The sequence below is a fragment of the Paenibacillus alba genome (assembly GCF_013204855.1).
Lineage (GTDB): Bacteria > Bacillota > Bacilli > Paenibacillales > NBRC-103111 > Paenibacillus_E > Paenibacillus_E alba.
Genome location: NZ_JABMKZ010000008.1, coordinates 28,654 through 44,097, shown reverse-complemented (window position 1 = coordinate 44,097; position 15,444 = coordinate 28,654). Strand labels below are relative to the sequence as shown.

11 protein-coding genes are annotated in these 15,444 nt (G+C 45.7%); 4 read left to right on the top strand and 7 right to left on the bottom strand.

The window, feature by feature from the left end; all coding sequences use genetic code 11:
- Positions 1-10 precede the first annotated feature (10 nt).
- The 6 genes from HQN90_RS13315 to HQN90_RS13290 all read right to left on the bottom strand — a co-directional run bounded on the left by HQN90_RS13315 (position 11) and on the right by HQN90_RS13290 (position 9,873).
- A complete protein-coding gene (locus HQN90_RS13315) occupies positions 11-1,855 on the bottom strand; it encodes a cache domain-containing sensor histidine kinase (protein ID WP_173218957.1) in 1,845 nt (614 codons plus the stop codon).
- Positions 1,856-1,890: 35 nt separating this feature from the next.
- Positions 1,891-2,703 (bottom strand): carbohydrate ABC transporter permease, encoded by an 813-nt coding sequence (locus HQN90_RS13310; RefSeq protein WP_173218954.1) that lies wholly within the window; start codon positions 2,701-2,703, stop codon positions 1,891-1,893.
- Between the two features lie 13 nt (positions 2,704-2,716).
- Positions 2,717-3,637: a carbohydrate ABC transporter permease gene (locus tag HQN90_RS13305; protein WP_173218952.1), complete on the bottom strand. Its 921-nt coding sequence runs from the start codon at positions 3,635-3,637 to the stop codon at positions 2,717-2,719.
- Positions 3,638-3,733: 96 nt separating this feature from the next.
- On the bottom strand, positions 3,734-5,047 hold the full coding sequence (locus tag HQN90_RS13300) for an ABC transporter substrate-binding protein (protein ID WP_173218949.1): 1,314 nt from the start codon (positions 5,045-5,047) through the stop codon (positions 3,734-3,736).
- Positions 5,048-5,732: 685 nt separating this feature from the next.
- The gene (locus HQN90_RS13295) at positions 5,733-7,376 is read right to left on the bottom strand and encodes a 3-keto-alpha-glucoside-1,2-lyase-like domain-containing protein (protein ID WP_173218946.1); all 1,644 of its coding nucleotides are present in this window, start codon (positions 7,374-7,376) and stop codon (positions 5,733-5,735) included.
- 925 nt (positions 7,377-8,301) lie between these two features.
- Positions 8,302-9,873 (bottom strand): FAD-dependent oxidoreductase, encoded by a 1,572-nt coding sequence (locus tag HQN90_RS13290; protein WP_173219336.1) that lies wholly within the window; start codon positions 9,871-9,873, stop codon positions 8,302-8,304.
- A 199-nt stretch (positions 9,874-10,072) separates the two neighbouring features.
- Between HQN90_RS13290 and HQN90_RS13285 the strand changes: the two genes are divergently transcribed.
- The gene (locus HQN90_RS13285; protein ID WP_420851049.1) at positions 10,073-10,843 is read left to right on the top strand and encodes an ABC transporter ATP-binding protein; all 771 of its coding nucleotides are present in this window, start codon (positions 10,073-10,075) and stop codon (positions 10,841-10,843) included.
- Positions 10,844-10,876: 33 nt separating this feature from the next.
- On the opposite strand, the gene HQN90_RS13280 is transcribed toward HQN90_RS13285, so the two are convergent.
- Positions 10,877-11,782 (bottom strand): LysR family transcriptional regulator, encoded by a 906-nt coding sequence (locus HQN90_RS13280; RefSeq protein ID WP_173218943.1) that lies wholly within the window; start codon positions 11,780-11,782, stop codon positions 10,877-10,879.
- A 118-nt stretch (positions 11,783-11,900) separates the two neighbouring features.
- Between HQN90_RS13280 and HQN90_RS13275 the strand changes: the two genes are divergently transcribed.
- Genes HQN90_RS13275 through HQN90_RS13265 form a run of 3 tightly spaced genes read left to right on the top strand, consistent with a single transcriptional unit; the run spans position 11,901 to position 14,782 of the window.
- Complete coding sequence (locus HQN90_RS13275; protein ID WP_173218940.1) at positions 11,901-12,947, top strand: aliphatic sulfonate ABC transporter substrate-binding protein; 1,047 nt, start codon at positions 11,901-11,903, stop codon at positions 12,945-12,947.
- Positions 12,948-12,973: 26 nt separating this feature from the next.
- Positions 12,974-13,966 carry an Ldh family oxidoreductase gene (locus HQN90_RS13270; RefSeq protein ID WP_173218937.1) on the top strand — a complete coding sequence of 331 codons (993 nt, stop codon included), beginning with the start codon at positions 12,974-12,976 and terminating at the stop codon, positions 13,964-13,966.
- 30 nt (positions 13,967-13,996) lie between these two features.
- Positions 13,997-14,782: an ABC transporter permease gene (locus HQN90_RS13265; protein ID WP_173218934.1), complete on the top strand. Its 786-nt coding sequence runs from the start codon at positions 13,997-13,999 to the stop codon at positions 14,780-14,782.
- The last annotated feature ends 662 nt before the right edge of the window (positions 14,783-15,444 follow it).

The following is a 15,444-nucleotide window of genomic DNA, read 5'->3' as shown; positions in this document are numbered from 1 at the left end:
GAATCTCCACCTACTCCACATAAGGAAGCCGAATACCGATTCGCGTACCGGTTCCAAGTTCACTTTGAATGTCTAAGCCATACATTTTACCACAGATCAGTTTGATGCGTTCATCTACATTCGATAAACCGATGCCACCGAGCTTTTCACCGGATGTCTCTTGATGTGTACGAAAGCTCTTTACAAGAGATGGCTCCATCCCGCAGCCGTTATCCGCTACTTCAAACCTGATGCCGCCCCCGGACTGCAGGCTACAACGAATATGAATCTCTCCGCCTGATTCCCGCTGCGTAAAAGCATGGAGAATGGCATTCTCCACAATCGGCTGCAAAATCAGTTTCGGCGTTCGGAGTGTGCGAACATCCTCATCCAGATACACGAACGTTTCAATATGGAAGTTGAATCTGAATTTTTGAATGCCCAGATAGCACTGCACATGTTCAATCTCTTCTTCCACCGTAACCGTCTCTTCGCCTTTGCCTAAACTGATACGGAGCAGCCTGGACAACAGACTAACCATTTCTGCGGCATTATTTGCTTTCTGCAACAAGGCTGTCCATTTAATAATGTCCAGTGTGTTATATAGAAAATGAGGGTTGATTTGGGCCTGCAGTGCTTTCAACTCTGCCACGCGTTTATGGTTCTGTTCTTCGTAGACCGCTTTAAGCAGCTCATCAATTCTGGCAACCATATAATTAAAGTTCTCGCCTAAGATATCAAATTCATCATTGCGCCGTTTGGCCTTGAATCTAACGCTAAGATCTCCCGACATGACCTGGCGCATCAGACGGATCATTTTCAAAATTGGATTAGAAATCGAATTCGCCAAAAACATGGCCGTTAAGATCGAAAACAGAATACAGATCAACGCAATAATCATAATAATTTGCAACAGACGATTGGTATCTTTATACAGCGATGATTCCGAGATCACATTGACCACAATCCAATCGTTCGTATGCAATTTCTTATAATTCACAATCAGCCGCTGACCATCATGCTTGAGCGGAAAGGCCAACTCCTCCGAAGGCGTGCGAAATATTTGACTGTAACCGCTTTCTCCTAACACCTGTTTGACACTCTTGCCAAGGAGTTGGCTGTCAGGATAAGAAATGATTTGCCCGCTTCCGTCAATAACAAAGCTTTGGATATCCATGTTGTTCTTCGTTGTTTTATCGCCGATTTCTTTCAGCACATCTTCGCGAATGTCCAACACGGCAATGATGCCTACCGGACTATCATCAGAAGTCTTATAAATTTGTTTGGCCAACGAGAACACATGGACATTCTGCGAATTCAAACTGTCTACATACGTACCCAGGCGGGTTGGAAACCAGCGAAAATTGCTCCCATCCTCCAACGTCCGAAGGAACGGTGAAACTTTCTCATTCGAGCGGTCGTTCCAGCGATAAATACCTTTAATGTAATGCTTCGGAGACAGGAAGGAGATCGACTGCAAATCCTGATTAATCGCTATGATCGTTGAAAGCTTCGTCGTCAGTGAAAGAGAGTCCAGATCATACTGCGCAGCATCTGTTCGATCTAGGACTCGCAGCATCGAGACGATGTCGTTGTTGCCTACGACCTGCATCATCATATCTTTATATATCCCTAGCCGAGTGTCGATATTTTCGGCTGTTTGCCTCAATAATTGTTCCGAGTACTCCGTCACCTTCTTATTAATCGTTGATTTGGAGATCGAAAATGACATAAAACCCATGGCGAGCAGCGGCGTTAAGGAAAACAGAAATAAAAGCAGCATCCATTTGTAGCGTATGCTGCTCGTCCATATATTCATCCATGATATGTAGCGATTCCACTTCGATTTGTTAGGTTTTCCTGCTGCTGGGGTCATCGCAACAACCCTTTCTACGTTAGAGGATCTTTCATTTACCCTTTAATTCCTGACATAGCCACACCTTGCACGATATGACGCTGCAGAAGTACGAAAACCAGAATAGTTGGTATCGCCGCAATCGCGCTGGCTGCCATAATGAGATTCAAGGACATCGTATTATTCGACAAAAAGGTTGGCAGTCCTGCTGAGAGAATCATATTCTCTTGCGAAGTAATCGACAAATACGGCCACAGGAAATTGTTCCACGATAAGATGAAGTAAAAGATACCGACGGAGACCATCGCCGATTTCGTAAGCGGCAAGCAAATCCGTGACCACAGCCCAAAATTCCTGCATCCGTCAATTTGTGCTGCCTCAATGTAGTCCTTTGGAACGCCATCCATGAACTGCTTTAGCAGCAAAATACCTATGGGATTCGTCAATCCCGGTAGAATAATCGCCCAGATGTTATCGATAAGTTTCAGATGCAGCGTCGTTTCATAAAGCGGAATGAGGATCGCTTCAGTTGGAATAAGCAAGCCTGAAACAATGAGCAGAAAGAACAAGCCTTTGGATTTAAAGGCTAATTTGGAAAAGGAAAAAGCTGCTAATGAGCTGAAAAATAAGGAAAGAATCGTTGTTATCACGCCGATCGTGAAGCTGTTCCAGGTCCACCTCAATATTTGCGAATCCTTCAGAACTTTAACATAATTAGCCATATTTAGATCTGTAAATTTCAACCAGTCCTGAAGTGTGTATACATAGACACCGTCCGGTTTAAGCGACACCAACAGCATCCAGATCAGGGGAAAAATAAAGACAAGGGCAAGCACCACGGCGATGACGTTAAGTGCGATTGGTTTCATTGTTCATCCTCCGTCAATCTTTACTCTCTGTTAATTTAAATTGAATAACGGCGATCAGCAGCATGATCACGCAAAATACGATCGACTGTGCGGATGCTAGACCAAACATATCCTTTTTGAAACCCGTGACATAAATATATCGTATCATCGTATTCGTAGTGTCACCTGGACCGCCGCCAGTCATGATTTGTACTTGCCCGAATAGCTTCAAGCAGGAAATAATTTGATAGAAAACTTGTATTTTCATGACTCTCGACAAGCCTGGCAGTGTAATATGCCGAAACTGCTTCCAAGCTCCCGCGCCATCTATTTTCGCAGCTTCATAATGATCCGTAGGTATTTCTTGTAATCCTGCCAGGAACAAAACCATGACGAACCCGACTGTCCACCAATCGGTCGCAAGCGTGATTGCCCACCAGACAAAGTGTTTATCCGTAAGCCAGTGAATATCTCCAGGAAGCCCAATGACCTTCAGAAGCGCGTTAATCGGGCCATATTTGGAGTCGAACAAACGAAGCCAGATAAAGCTGATAACCGATACGGACAGCACGTAAGGCAGAAAAAACATAGAGCGTATTGCTGTGCGAAACCGAATATTTTGATTAATGATAAGCGCCAAAACGAGTCCTAGCACGATGACCGAGGGTGCACAGATAAGAACAAAATAAAAGGAGTGCCACACATACAAGTAAAAGTTTTGATCGGTGAAAATCTTTTTATAATTGGCCAAGCCAACATACTTCTGCATGCCCTGAATGCCCCACACATGCAAGCTCATCCAAGCTCCGCGACACACCGGCCAGAGATAAAATAGGGCAAACGGAATGAGGAACGGCAGCAGATAGAGGATAGCCTTCAATTCAGTAACGAAACGTAATGAAAATGGTTTGCGGAGGATCAATGTCCTTTCGCGCTCTTTCACATTAATCTCCATGGTTATTCTCCTTGTATCTTTATCCATAGCACGGGTGAAGCTGCCGTCTTCCTAAACCGGGAGCTGCACCCGCTTCTTGCTGTCTTGCTGATTAACTTAATTCGCAATAATATCGTTGATTTGCTTCTCCATTACCTTCAGACCTTCTTCAGGCGTTTGCTTGCTGAAAATAATATTTTGCAGCGACTCTGATACCGTCGTAATAATTGTCGTATATTTATCGGTTTTTGGCGCGAATTTCACCGTTTTTTGAGCTTCGATAAAGAAGTTGCGATACGGCAGTTTTTTGTACTCATCGCTGTTGGTAACCACGCTGTTAGCCGGTACATGTCCTGCTTGCCCCCACGTTTTTCCGCCAATTTCAGAGAAATACTTCATGAACTTCGCAGCAGCCTCTTGTTTCTCAGGCGTAACATAGGATGGAACGACGAGCAAATGAGAGCTTGCCCAATGCGTCTGACTGCCGAAAATAGCTGGCAGCGGCATGGCGCCAATGTTGAGCGCTTTATCATTCAGCAAGAGTCCAGCTTCCCATACGCCGCCGAACCAAAGAGCCGCTTTCCCGCTGTGGAACGAATCCCAAGGGGTTTTGTCATTCAAATCACTGTATTTGTTGTTGTACAGATCCATATAAAATTTCAATACGCTAAGCGCTTTATCATTGTTAATGGCTGCTTTATTTAAATCGGCATTCAACAAATCGCCGCCCGCTTCATAATACAAGTTCAGGAAAGGCTCTTGGAAGTATGGGGTATTCACCGCAAGCGCCTGTACATCGGGCACTTTAGCATGAATTTGGGCCAATGTTTTTTTGAATCCTTCCGGTGTAAGCTCGCCTAGCTTAGGCGTTCCATCATCGTTCAACAGCTCCGCTTTTTTCAACAAGTCCTTGTTGTAATAAAACATATGGAAATGTGTATCTAACGGCACGGCATAAGGCTTGCCATCATAAGAAACACTTTTGATATTGGAATCTGAAATCTGTTTCAAATCAAATCCGACCTTTGTTGCTAGCTGGTCGACCGGTACGATTTGCTTCGCTTTTACGAACGGCGAGATGCGGTCAACGTGAGCTACTGCCACATCAGGCCCTTTGGAGGAAGAAAGAGCGGTGCTGAGCTTCGCATAATACTCATTGGATTCTAGGCGGAGCTGCTTGACAGTCACTTCCTTTTGAGAATCATTGTAGCCTTTAATAATTTGGTCCACGAAATCGCCTTCGCCACCACCGAACATATTCCAAAACGTAATTTCAACAGGACTGGTCGATTTACTTTCTGCCGCTTTGGTTGTCTCTGTGGCCGAGGCACCCGTCGTTTTGGTTGCGCTTTCTTTTGTGCTCGAGCAGCCTGAAACCACCAACGCAAGCGCGACACTTGCCGTTAGCATGCTAGTTAACTTTTTTTTCATTGTCTTTACAACCCTCTCTCTTGCTAAATTATGATTTGCGAAAGCCTTTCCATAATCGTGTAAGGGCTTCCTTGGTTATTACTTTACATGGATTAGCGCTCCCCCTAAACCGATAAAAAGATTATCTTTGGGAACAAATTTAAGGTCTGTCCGGGACTAGCATGTGCGAAAAGTAGACGATCTTAAGATAAGGTGTCAAACGTAAGGTTAAGTTGATTCCAGGTTGCAAAGCGTGTGCATCCAACAGACTTAGCAGCAGGACAAGGGTATTTATTTCTGTCATTGGAGTTTATCCAATGACATCAGCCCTCAAAGGGCTGGGTACAAGCTTTCATTGGAATTCATGCCGTGGAAATATCCATTAAACCTCAAAATGCCCGCTTTTTTAGATAATCCATTGGAGTTTTTCCAGTGAAACCGTCTTTCAAGTTCTTCAAACTAGCTTGCATTGGAATTAATCCAATGCAGCCAGCTTTCCACTTCATCCCTTCTGAAAAAAAAGACCGTGAGGGACTAATAATGTCCTAACAGTCTTTGGGGCTTGGAGAGGGATAGCTGCGGCGGCCCGGCCCGTCGCAAAGCGCCTTTCCACCCTCACACCCATCCCTCTTCTATTCTACTTTGAGCTGTCTTCCACTTCGGAACAAGTCAAACCTATATACTTCACTGTCTGTTTCGGCATGAATCAATTCACTTTGATGTTATCAAAGCTCACACTATTGCCGAAGCCGCCGCGAACTCCGATCGTGCCGCTTGCATAAGCAGCATCATTGAAGCTGATCTTCGCTGTTGTCATATCGCCTACATATACTTTGATATTCCCGTTGTTCACAACGACCTTCATATGATACCAGGTATTCGTGGCGATCGGGGTGTTGACCAAGCTTAGCTGTGTCCAGCTGTTGTTGAAGCGTCCCAACCAGACTGCGCCTGTTGAATCAATACCCGCTCCATATCCGAGCAGGCTGTCGGCTCCCGTTGACGGATTCGTCACATTGAAGATCAGGCTGCCTTGTCCGGCATTATTGAGCTTAATATCCCCTTCCAGCGTATAGTTGCGGCCAGACGGGTAAGGCGTCAGAATCGATTTATCTGCGCTGCTCGATGTGAGATTGTACGTTCCGCTGCCCACGTTCCAGGTTCCGCCAAATCGAACCCAGCCGTTATCGTTCGCAGCAAAGTCGTTGGTGTACGCCGTAGTCAGTGTGCCAAATCTGATTTGCACATTGTGCCCGCCAACACTGCGGTCTACGGAATCAATAAAAGCAATTTCATTGGATGCCGTCTGATAGATGGCTCCCCATAACGTGTTGCCAAACGCTGAGACATCATTATTGTACCAAGTATTTCCATAATCATTGCTCATGGAAATCACATTCGAATTCGAACTAAGCACGAGCCTTCCGTCCGTTAAGGAAATAAGGTAAGGTCCGCCATGTTGATTCGTCGATACTTGCGTACCAATGCCGCTTGCCCATGTCTTGCCATCACTGCTTTTTTTGTAAAATATGTTGCAGTTTTGCGTGCCGCATACTTCAAAAGATACGATGTACTGGCCATTGGCCATCTTCGTCCATACAGGCATACCAGGACGTGCACCAGCATTGCCAGGATCCCACGCCACATAGATTTCGTTGCCCCAGCTTGCGCCTCCGTTAGTAGAAATTTTCTCCGAAATAATTTGACTATAAGACGGATTCTCGGTTACGTGCTTCTCATTCGCATACATGACAGCCAATGAACCGTCATCTAATAATGCCATATGCGGTTCGTAGACCCCTTTATCCGGATTGCCGAGAGAGCCTGGCGTGCCGTTTTTTTCATCGATTATACTCAAGTAGCTCCAGTTGGCTCCTCCGTTCGTGCTTTTGTATACTTTCAGTTGGTAAGACTCTTGCCAGCGAACAGAACGCATCGCAAGTAAAATATCACCATTCGGCAGTTGGGCAAACTGGCCGTTGTCCAAGTCACGTCCATCCTCCCAAAGTGTCGCCGCTAAGCTCCATGTCCGGCAGTTGTCCGTGCTGCGGAACACCTGCAGACGCGTACCTCCCCATGACACCTTGGTGTAGCCGTTATTATCATAGATCGCCGCGACAGCAAGCCAGTCGCCATTAGCTAGTTTAATCATCCGCGGATATTCCGAGCCAAAGGTACCAGGTCTAATTCCTCGAGCATCCGTGCCACCATCGGTAAATGTGTTGATATTCGTCACCGTTACCGTAGATCCCCAAGTAATAGGACCATTGGCGGCGAAGGCAGGAACTGCACTGATCATAATCATGAGACCAACCATAGCTAATAAAGCAGCTAAACTCTTCTTAAACATTCAATTTCCCTCCTAATGAACAAAATGTGTCGTACAATCTTGCTCCATACAGCAGCCTCTGATCGTGTCCCTCCTTCCGGCAGAGATAAATGTAAGGGCTTACTTTTTATATTGTAACGACCCTTCTTCCGGACCAAAACCTATAATCTGCACACATTAGGTGAACATTGTTACGATTTCTAGCTCCTTCTGAGCTTACTCATGCAACTAGGTGGACAATTTTACGATCCTTACACAATGTTAAGGAAGACTTTTATACAGAATACAAAGAAGAGGCCGTCCCAAAAGTAAGAACTAATGATTTTTAGGACATGGCTGCCATTCAGAAAAATGATTTTTTAAAAAGTGCAAAGGAGTTAAGCGGCTTTCATGTGCTTAACTCCTTAGCTTTTTGCGTCTACGGCCGCTTTCTTCAACAAATTATGGGCAAGCGAAAGCCACCCGACCTCTAAGCTTACTTTAGGCAAGCCTCGAAGCCTTGTCTGCAGAACCTGAATTCCTGAGATAGATTGCTCATCTTTTGATGACTTTGAAGCAACTGCAGGATCAAATTCCTGCAAATATGCATCTTTTTTGCTCAGAATCTACCTGTAGAACCTGAATTCCTGCAAATATGCATCTTTTGATGGATTTTTTCTAGTTTTAGGAAGAATAATCTATAAATTCCTGCATAATTGCAGGTTTTTTCATTTTTTTAGCGATTTTGTTGAAAAAGCCTGCACTTTTGCAGTTTTACTCTGATAACACTGGAGTAATTCCAGTGGAATCTGGAATTTGGCAACAGGGTTGGGGCTTCAGTTAAATAGGCAGTTGCACTTGCAGTTACGGTTAGACGGTACCAGTTGGAGCCTCTAAAACAGAAGAGGCTGCCTCGCAGTCATTTTCGACTTTTGAGACAGCCTCCCTTTTGATATTGGACGTCCGGTTACACAGCCCCAATCTTAGGCCATGCCAGTTCGATGCCGCTGGCCGTAAGCAAATTTTGAAGTTCTGTTAGCTTTGCAGCGTCAGCGCGAACCTCACTTGGGGTCATACCTTGGTTCAAACAGAAAGCAGCCGTATAGCCTGCCGACTCCCCGATATTCCATTCGACCGGATGAAGCCTGTAGCAGCCATTGGTAATATGGGTTGTTCCTATATTTTTGCAGGCAGCCAGCAAGTTCGTAACCTGCTTCGGAATCAGACTCCCTAACGGAATTTGGAAAGGCAATGAAGAGATATCGAGGAAATTCCGCCCCCTCATACTCGGATGCAAATCGATCCGGTAACATCCAATGCCTACGCTGTCCGGGAACTCCTCAGCCCCTTGATCGCCTCGTATCGCTGCGCTTACATGCTGTTCCAAAACCGTGAATTCCGCTTTAATCCTGCGCGACTCCCGAATATACGGTGCCTGGGCCATGCCATCGGTGGTCCCGACGACGTCCGGGCGCAGCCTTAGTCCTGGATAACCGGCTCCCCCGTCAGGCCGTGGAGCTTCCGTCTGCAGCCAGTACAACAAAGAAAAGCTCAGTTGTTTCGCTTGATGCAGATGCTTCTCGGCTAGGTGCTCAGGCACATCGTAGATATTGCCAAGAAAGTAATCGTTCTGGGCCCAGTTGACTAATGAAATATCCGATGGGTATGTCCCGGCTGTGAAATTCGCTCGATCCGCAATCCGGCGATAAATAAACAAAGGATATTTATCCGTACCAGGAAAAAGCGTTTCTTCTGTCGGTTCCAACGTCTTAGGATCAGGCGATACCCAATTCAACTGGGGATTCGGCCAGAACGGTGCTTGAAAAGAACGCCAGAACTCGTAATCTACAGGTTTATCTATGACATGATTCTCGCCTTCGAAGTAATCCATCGCAAAGCAGTAAGTAAAAGCCTGTATATCATGAGGATCAGCAGGCCCCTCCAAAGCATGGGGCTCATTTGTTTCTGATTGCGATTCTGCCCCGGTTACGTATTCGACTTCCGCAAGCGGCAATACATCCCCGCACTCCGTTGCATCAAGAAAATAAGGCGCGTGGACAGTGAGCTTCTCTCCGTTTTCGCTTTTGACAGTAACCGCTTGAATCTCGTTTGCATGTCTATGTGCTTTAATGACTTTAGTACGTGTATGGATGGTAAGTTTCCCGCTGTTAACGAACGGTGCGAGCATCTGCTGCAATACGGCATGCGTGACGCGCGGTTCGGCACACAGCCGGCTTACCCCACCGTTGCCAGGATTCAAATAATACGCCGAACGCCCATACTCCGATAACGGATAGTGCTGACGGTAGTATTCTCTGACCTCGTCGCGGAACCTGCGATAGCTTCGCGTACAGCCGAATTGCTCAATCCATTTATGCTCATCCGGCGGCACCGCCTGACTCGTCAACTGACCGCCAATCCAGTCATATTCATCGGTCATGTATACGTTTTTTCCCATCCTACAGGCGGCTAGTGCTGCTGCGCACCCTCCTACCCCTCCACCTATAATGGCAATATCTGTGTGCAGATCTCTTTGCATATTCTTCATGCGATACTCCCTCCTTAATCCATATTTGTTTAATTAAACCTATTTTAATAGACGTAAGAAGTCTTCCTAAAGTTGCAAACCAGACTATCAATATCGTTCACCATTAATTTCCCTTGACTTTCCCCAACACTTAAATTAAGATTTCAACTCATATAACTCCAATTGTTTAAGCTCCTACACACGAGGTGAAATCAGCATGGCGAACGTGACATTTATGAATGTGAACAAAACGTTTGTGTCGAAGGAAAGTACTGTCCAAGCACTGCGCAATGTGAATTTGGAATTGAAACAGGATGAGTTTGTAGCCATCATTGGTCCAAGCGGCTGTGGCAAAAGCACAATGTTGAAAATTGCCGCTGGACTGGACGTCAAATATGAAGGCTCTGTCCTCTTAGACGGTCAACCTGTAACCAAGCCAAGCATCGAAAAAGGATTCATCTTTCAAGAACATCGACTCTTCCCTTGGTTAACGGTTGAGAAAAATATTGCAGCCAATCTTTCTTTAAAAGATCCCGCCGTCCGGCAACAAGTAAATAAAGTCATTGAATTAGTCAAATTGTCCGGCTTCGAGAAGGCTTTCCCCAAACAGCTTTCAGGCGGAATGTCCCAACGGGTGGCGATCGCGCGCGCACTCATGCATCAGCCGCAGCTTCTTCTACTGGATGAGCCCTTCGGAGCTCTCGATGCCTTTACCCGGAACCATATGCAGGAAGCACTGCTGGACATTTGGCGTGAGCATCGGATGACGATGCTGCTCGTCACTCACGATATTGACGAAGCCATCTTTTTGGCCGATCGCATTGTCGTCATGGAAGCCAAACCTGGAACCATTAAGGAAATTATTCCGATTGAGCTGCAGCATCCACGTACTCGTGTGTCCACCTCTTTCATGGATTATCGCAAACGCGTGCTCTACGCACTAGGCGGACATGAAGAGATGGAACCGGCTTACTCCATTTAAACCCTACCGATTCGCCCATGAGGCGGATCTTTTTCATTTTTCGAGCGAATGAATTTCGGTTAATAAATATTTCAAAAATACTTGGTGCGTTCTTGGGAAATTCTGCTTCTTGGATCGTGCGCAGCCAAAAGTCACGATATTGCTCTCATCACTCACCAGAGGAATGGCTACAATCTCACCACTCGTTATCAGCGGATCCTTTTTAATACTAAATTCAATGAAAATGCCAATGGCTGCCCCCTCGGCGATCGTTCGCTTCAACACCTCTTGATTGTTGGACGTAAAAATAATGTTGACTGGGCCATATTTCTCTTTAAATTGCTCCATGTAACGGTTTGAAAAGCTCCCGTTTATGCTGACGAACGGTTGTGTAAGCAAGTCTTTTCGGGTAACGCTGGTTTTGGAGGCGAGCCATGAATGCTTGCTTACGCAAACGACCACCCTCGATTCGAACATCTTCGTTAACCACAGTTCTTCCGTAACTTTAGGCTCATGATTCAAATAAATCAAACCCATGTCCGTCTTGTTTTGCTTAATGTCCTCGATAATATCAATGGAATCTTTCTCCGTTATTTCTAAGCGAACATAGGGATAGTAATTTTTGAAAGAAACAATGGACTTCGGTAATACCGCCATGAAATTCGGGCTCACAGACAAGCGGACCTCGCCATCGATGTGGTCATTCTGCATGAGCACAGCATCCCTGACATCTTGAATTTTCAGCAGAGCCTCATTCGCTTTCTCAATAATGATTCTCCCACGGTCGGTAGGCATCGTTCCTATTCGCGTGCGTTCAAATAGCTCAAAACCAATTTCGCTCTCCAGCCTCGCTAAGGATTTACTAATCCCAGCCTGAGAAACGTGCATAATTTCAGCGGTTGCAGATATCGATCCTGTCCTTGCAATATTAACAATATATTCTAGTTGCTCAATATTCATATCTAAACCCCTTTTGACCATAACCTGAAGTTATATCATCATAACACATAGTTAATATACTTGTTTACTCGGATATAGTAAACTTTAACTACTTCAAGATTAGAAAGGGAGATTTCACATGAAATTATCAAAAATTGCCGTTCCCGCTTTGACACTAAGTCTTTTACTTGTTTTGTCCGCATGCGGCAGCAAGCCAAGCCCTACAGCATCCAGCAGCTCTGCGCCAAGCCCTAGTTCAAGCTCACCGGCTTCGCAGAAAGAGGTTGTCGTGAACATTGGTGTTCAGCATGCCGTGGCCCCGCTAGTTCTAGCACAGCAAAAGAAATGGTTCGAAGAGGAGTTTGCCAAACATAACGCAAAAGTGAACTGGCTCGAGGTACAAGGCGGACCACCCCAATTTGATGCCATCCTTACGAATCGCCTTGATTTGGCTGTAACGGGCAATACGCCTGTTATTACTGCGCAAATGGCAGACATCCCATTCAAAGAAATTGCCGTTGGCAGCACAGGTTCCAAAAACAATGCCTTGCTCGTTCAAAAAGGCAGCCCGATTAAAAGCGTTGAACAATTAAAAGGCAAAAAAATCGCCGTTGCCAAAGCAACCAGCGGCTACGATATGCTGTTCCGATTGATCGATAAAGCGGGCTTGAAGCCTGGAGATATTCAGCCCATTCAGCTTACCGCCGACGATGCGAAAGCGGCATTTATCAGCGGTTCCGTTGATGCTTGGGCCATTGGAGAGCCTTACCTGTCTACTTCCGTGGTCAATGACGGCGCGACCGTACTAGCTGACGGCTCAAATATTAACTACATTAGCCCAGCCTTCCATGTGGCCCGTACCAAATTCGCTGAAGAGCATCCAGAGCTCGTTACAGCCTACTTGAAAGTACTGGAGAAAACCTTGCAGTGGCAAAATCAGAATTTCGATGAAGCTGTGAAAATTTACTCTGAAGGGACAAAACTCAATGCAGATGTGGTGAAATCTGTCATCAAAAATGTCAGCTTCGCGACTCTGCCGGTTTCTGATGATTTCGTAAAAGGCCAGCAAGAACTCGCCCAATTCCTACTCAATGAAAAAGCGATCAACAAACTGGTCGATCCATCCAAAGTCGTTGATAACACTTACATGAAACAAGCATTGGAAGATATTAAAAACAACAAATAATTCATAAGGCAGGGTGATCCTACATCATGAATACCGTAACTCTTCCTATTCAGGAGCTGAGAGAGCTTGGCAGACAAGTCCTCCTTAAACATGGAGCCACGAAGCGCGAAGCGGAAATCGTAACCGAAGATTATTTGGAAGCCCATCTAAGAGGCCGCTCCTCTCATGGCATTACCTTCTTCAGAAATGCTGTCGAATCCTTCGAGGACAAGGGCACCTATCAAGTTGGTCCTTTCGACGGAGCTTACATGCATATCATCGGCAATCGGGACATTGGGCATATTGTTGCCCGTGAAGCCATTGATCTGGCTATCCCCTTCCTAACAGACCGTAAAATGATTACGATTGGGCTAACCGATATTACCCGTTTTAATTGTTCAGGCACGATTGCCAAATATGGCGCCGAGCAAGGTGCGATCACACTCGTATTCGCTTATGGCGGAACAAGCGTGATGACTCCCCCGGGAGGAACAGCCGCTGCCGTGAACAACACGCCAATTGGCATAGCTTTCCCGCATACGGATCCATTATTTGTTCTGGATATGGCCACTTCCGAGCGTGCTTGGGGGCATGTGACTTTAGCCAAATACAATGAGGAGTCCATCCCAGACACATGGGGTGTCGATCAACAAGGGTTGCCTACAACCAACCCTGCTGAAGTTAAATATTTGTCTCCTTTTGGCGGCTACAAAGGCTTTGGACTTGCGTTGGCCTTTGAAATGCTAAGCGGTGCACTTGTTAATGTTCCTATTGGCTCCAAAGGCCCCGGTAAAGGCAGAGGCGCGTTGATCCAACTCATCGATCCTACCGCCTTCGGTCACACCGTGGAATCTTTCCGAGAACAAATCACTGGATTTTTGAGTGAAATTAACAACATCCCGACGCTCGATCCAGACAAGTCCATCACTTATCCAGGCCAAGCCTCCGAGCAGCGCTACCGTGAGAGTCTGGCATCTGGCGTTATTACCGTCCATCAATCCGTTATTGAGTATCTTAACCATCAACTTCGAGATGAATAACATCAGACTACCACTTCAGAGGATCTTCTTATGAAAACTCGCGAGAATTATAAGAAATATGTGTATGGCCTCATTTTGCCTGTCATCATTTTGACCGTCTGGCAATTGGTCGGATCGCTGCACCTGGTGCCACCCCAATTGCTTCCTACTCCCATCCAAATTATCAAAGCCTTCATCGGCTTAACGAGAGATGGTGTTTTATTCGATAACCTTTCTGTCAGTATGTATCGCGCTGTTATAGGCTTTGTCATTGGCGGCGGTCTAGGTCTGCTATCGGGCTTGCTTGTAGGGTTTTTCCGGAAAACGGAGTACACCTTGGACCCGACGTTACAAATGATTAGAACTGTTCCTCATCTAGCTATCATGCCTCTATTCATTCTGTGGTTCGGGTTCGGCGAGTTTTCTAAAGTTTTATTAATTGCAAAAGGTGCCTTTTTCCCTCTCTATCTGAACACCTTTCTAGGTATACGAGGCATTGATTCCAAGCTGTTCGAGGTTACCCGTGTGCTCGAATTCAGCCGATTCAAGCAAATTACCAAGCTGATCTTACCTTCAGCGATGCCCAACATTCTGCTTGGTCTGCGACTTTCGCTTGGAATGGCTTGGCTAAGCCTCATTGTCGCAGAATTAATGGGAGCCAACTCCGGCGTAGGCTACATGATCTCGGATGCCAGACAATTCGCCCAAACTGATGTTGTTTTCGTCGGGATCGTCATATTTGCTCTAGTCGGCAAGCTGACAGATTCCCTTGTCCGCAAGCTCGAGGATCGGCTGCTTCGCTGGAGAGATAATTATGATGGCGTAGATAGTAAATAAGGCAACATGAGTTTGAGTTGATTATTAGGCAGATTGCTCCTTATTGGAGCGATCTGTCTTTTAGTCTCTATGAGGGGGGATTTTGCATTTCACTGGATAATCTCCAGTCAAAGTAGCATTTCCTCCTTCGCAAGCCCGATAACACTGGAATAATTCCAGTGGAATTTGGGTTCGGGGCCTCTAGGAGGAGGGATTTTTGCATTTCACTGGATAATCTCCAGTCAAAGCGCATTTCCACCTTCGTAAACCCGATAACACTGGAATAATTCCAGTGGAATTGCGCAACAAGGTTGGGGTACCAGTTATATAGCTCCTGCTGATCGAGTGGATATTATCAACTGAACCTGATTTTGCAGTGCTCTACCCAGAAGTGAGGCTGTCCCATAAGCCAAAATTAGTAGGTAGATGATGGATTGATTACTTTAAATCCATGTGGAATGAAGGGGCTTTCAGATCAGATCAGTTCACCCAAATGTAAAAGTCTGCAAAAATACAGGAATTTCCGAGCGAATTCGAGTAAAAGTGGAAATACCTGCAATTGTGCAGGCATTTTTATCTTTTTCAGCCGTAAATTCAGAAAAAGCTTCAAAAGCCTGCACAAATGCAGGAATTTACTAGTTAAGGCTATTCCAAGAGCAAAAAAGATGCATAATTGCAGGTTT

Bases quoted from the DNA above. Each gene is read 5' to 3' on its own strand.
- HQN90_RS13315 (WP_173218957.1), bottom strand. From the start codon at position 1,855: ATGACCCCAGCAGCAGGAAAACCTAACAAATCGAAGTGGAATCGCTAC.
- HQN90_RS13310 (WP_173218954.1), bottom strand. From the start codon at position 2,703: ATGAAACCAATCGCACTTAACGTCATCGCCGTGGTGCTTGCCCTTGTC.
- HQN90_RS13305 (WP_173218952.1), bottom strand. From the start codon at position 3,637: ATGGAGATTAATGTGAAAGAGCGCGAAAGGACATTGATCCTCCGCAAA.
- HQN90_RS13300 (WP_173218949.1), bottom strand. From the start codon at position 5,047: ATGAAAAAAAAGTTAACTAGCATGCTAACGGCAAGTGTCGCGCTTGCG.
- HQN90_RS13295 (WP_173218946.1), bottom strand. From the start codon at position 7,376: ATGTTTAAGAAGAGTTTAGCTGCTTTATTAGCTATGGTTGGTCTCATG.
- HQN90_RS13290 (WP_173219336.1), bottom strand. From the start codon at position 9,873: ATGCAAAGAGATCTGCACACAGATATTGCCATTATAGGTGGAGGGGTA.
- HQN90_RS13280 (WP_173218943.1), bottom strand. From the start codon at position 11,782: ATGAATATTGAGCAACTAGAATATATTGTTAATATTGCAAGGACAGGA.
- HQN90_RS13275 (WP_173218940.1), top strand. From the start codon at position 11,901: ATGAAATTATCAAAAATTGCCGTTCCCGCTTTGACACTAAGTCTTTTA.
- HQN90_RS13270 (WP_173218937.1), top strand. From the start codon at position 12,974: ATGAATACCGTAACTCTTCCTATTCAGGAGCTGAGAGAGCTTGGCAGA.
- HQN90_RS13265 (WP_173218934.1), top strand. From the start codon at position 13,997: ATGAAAACTCGCGAGAATTATAAGAAATATGTGTATGGCCTCATTTTG.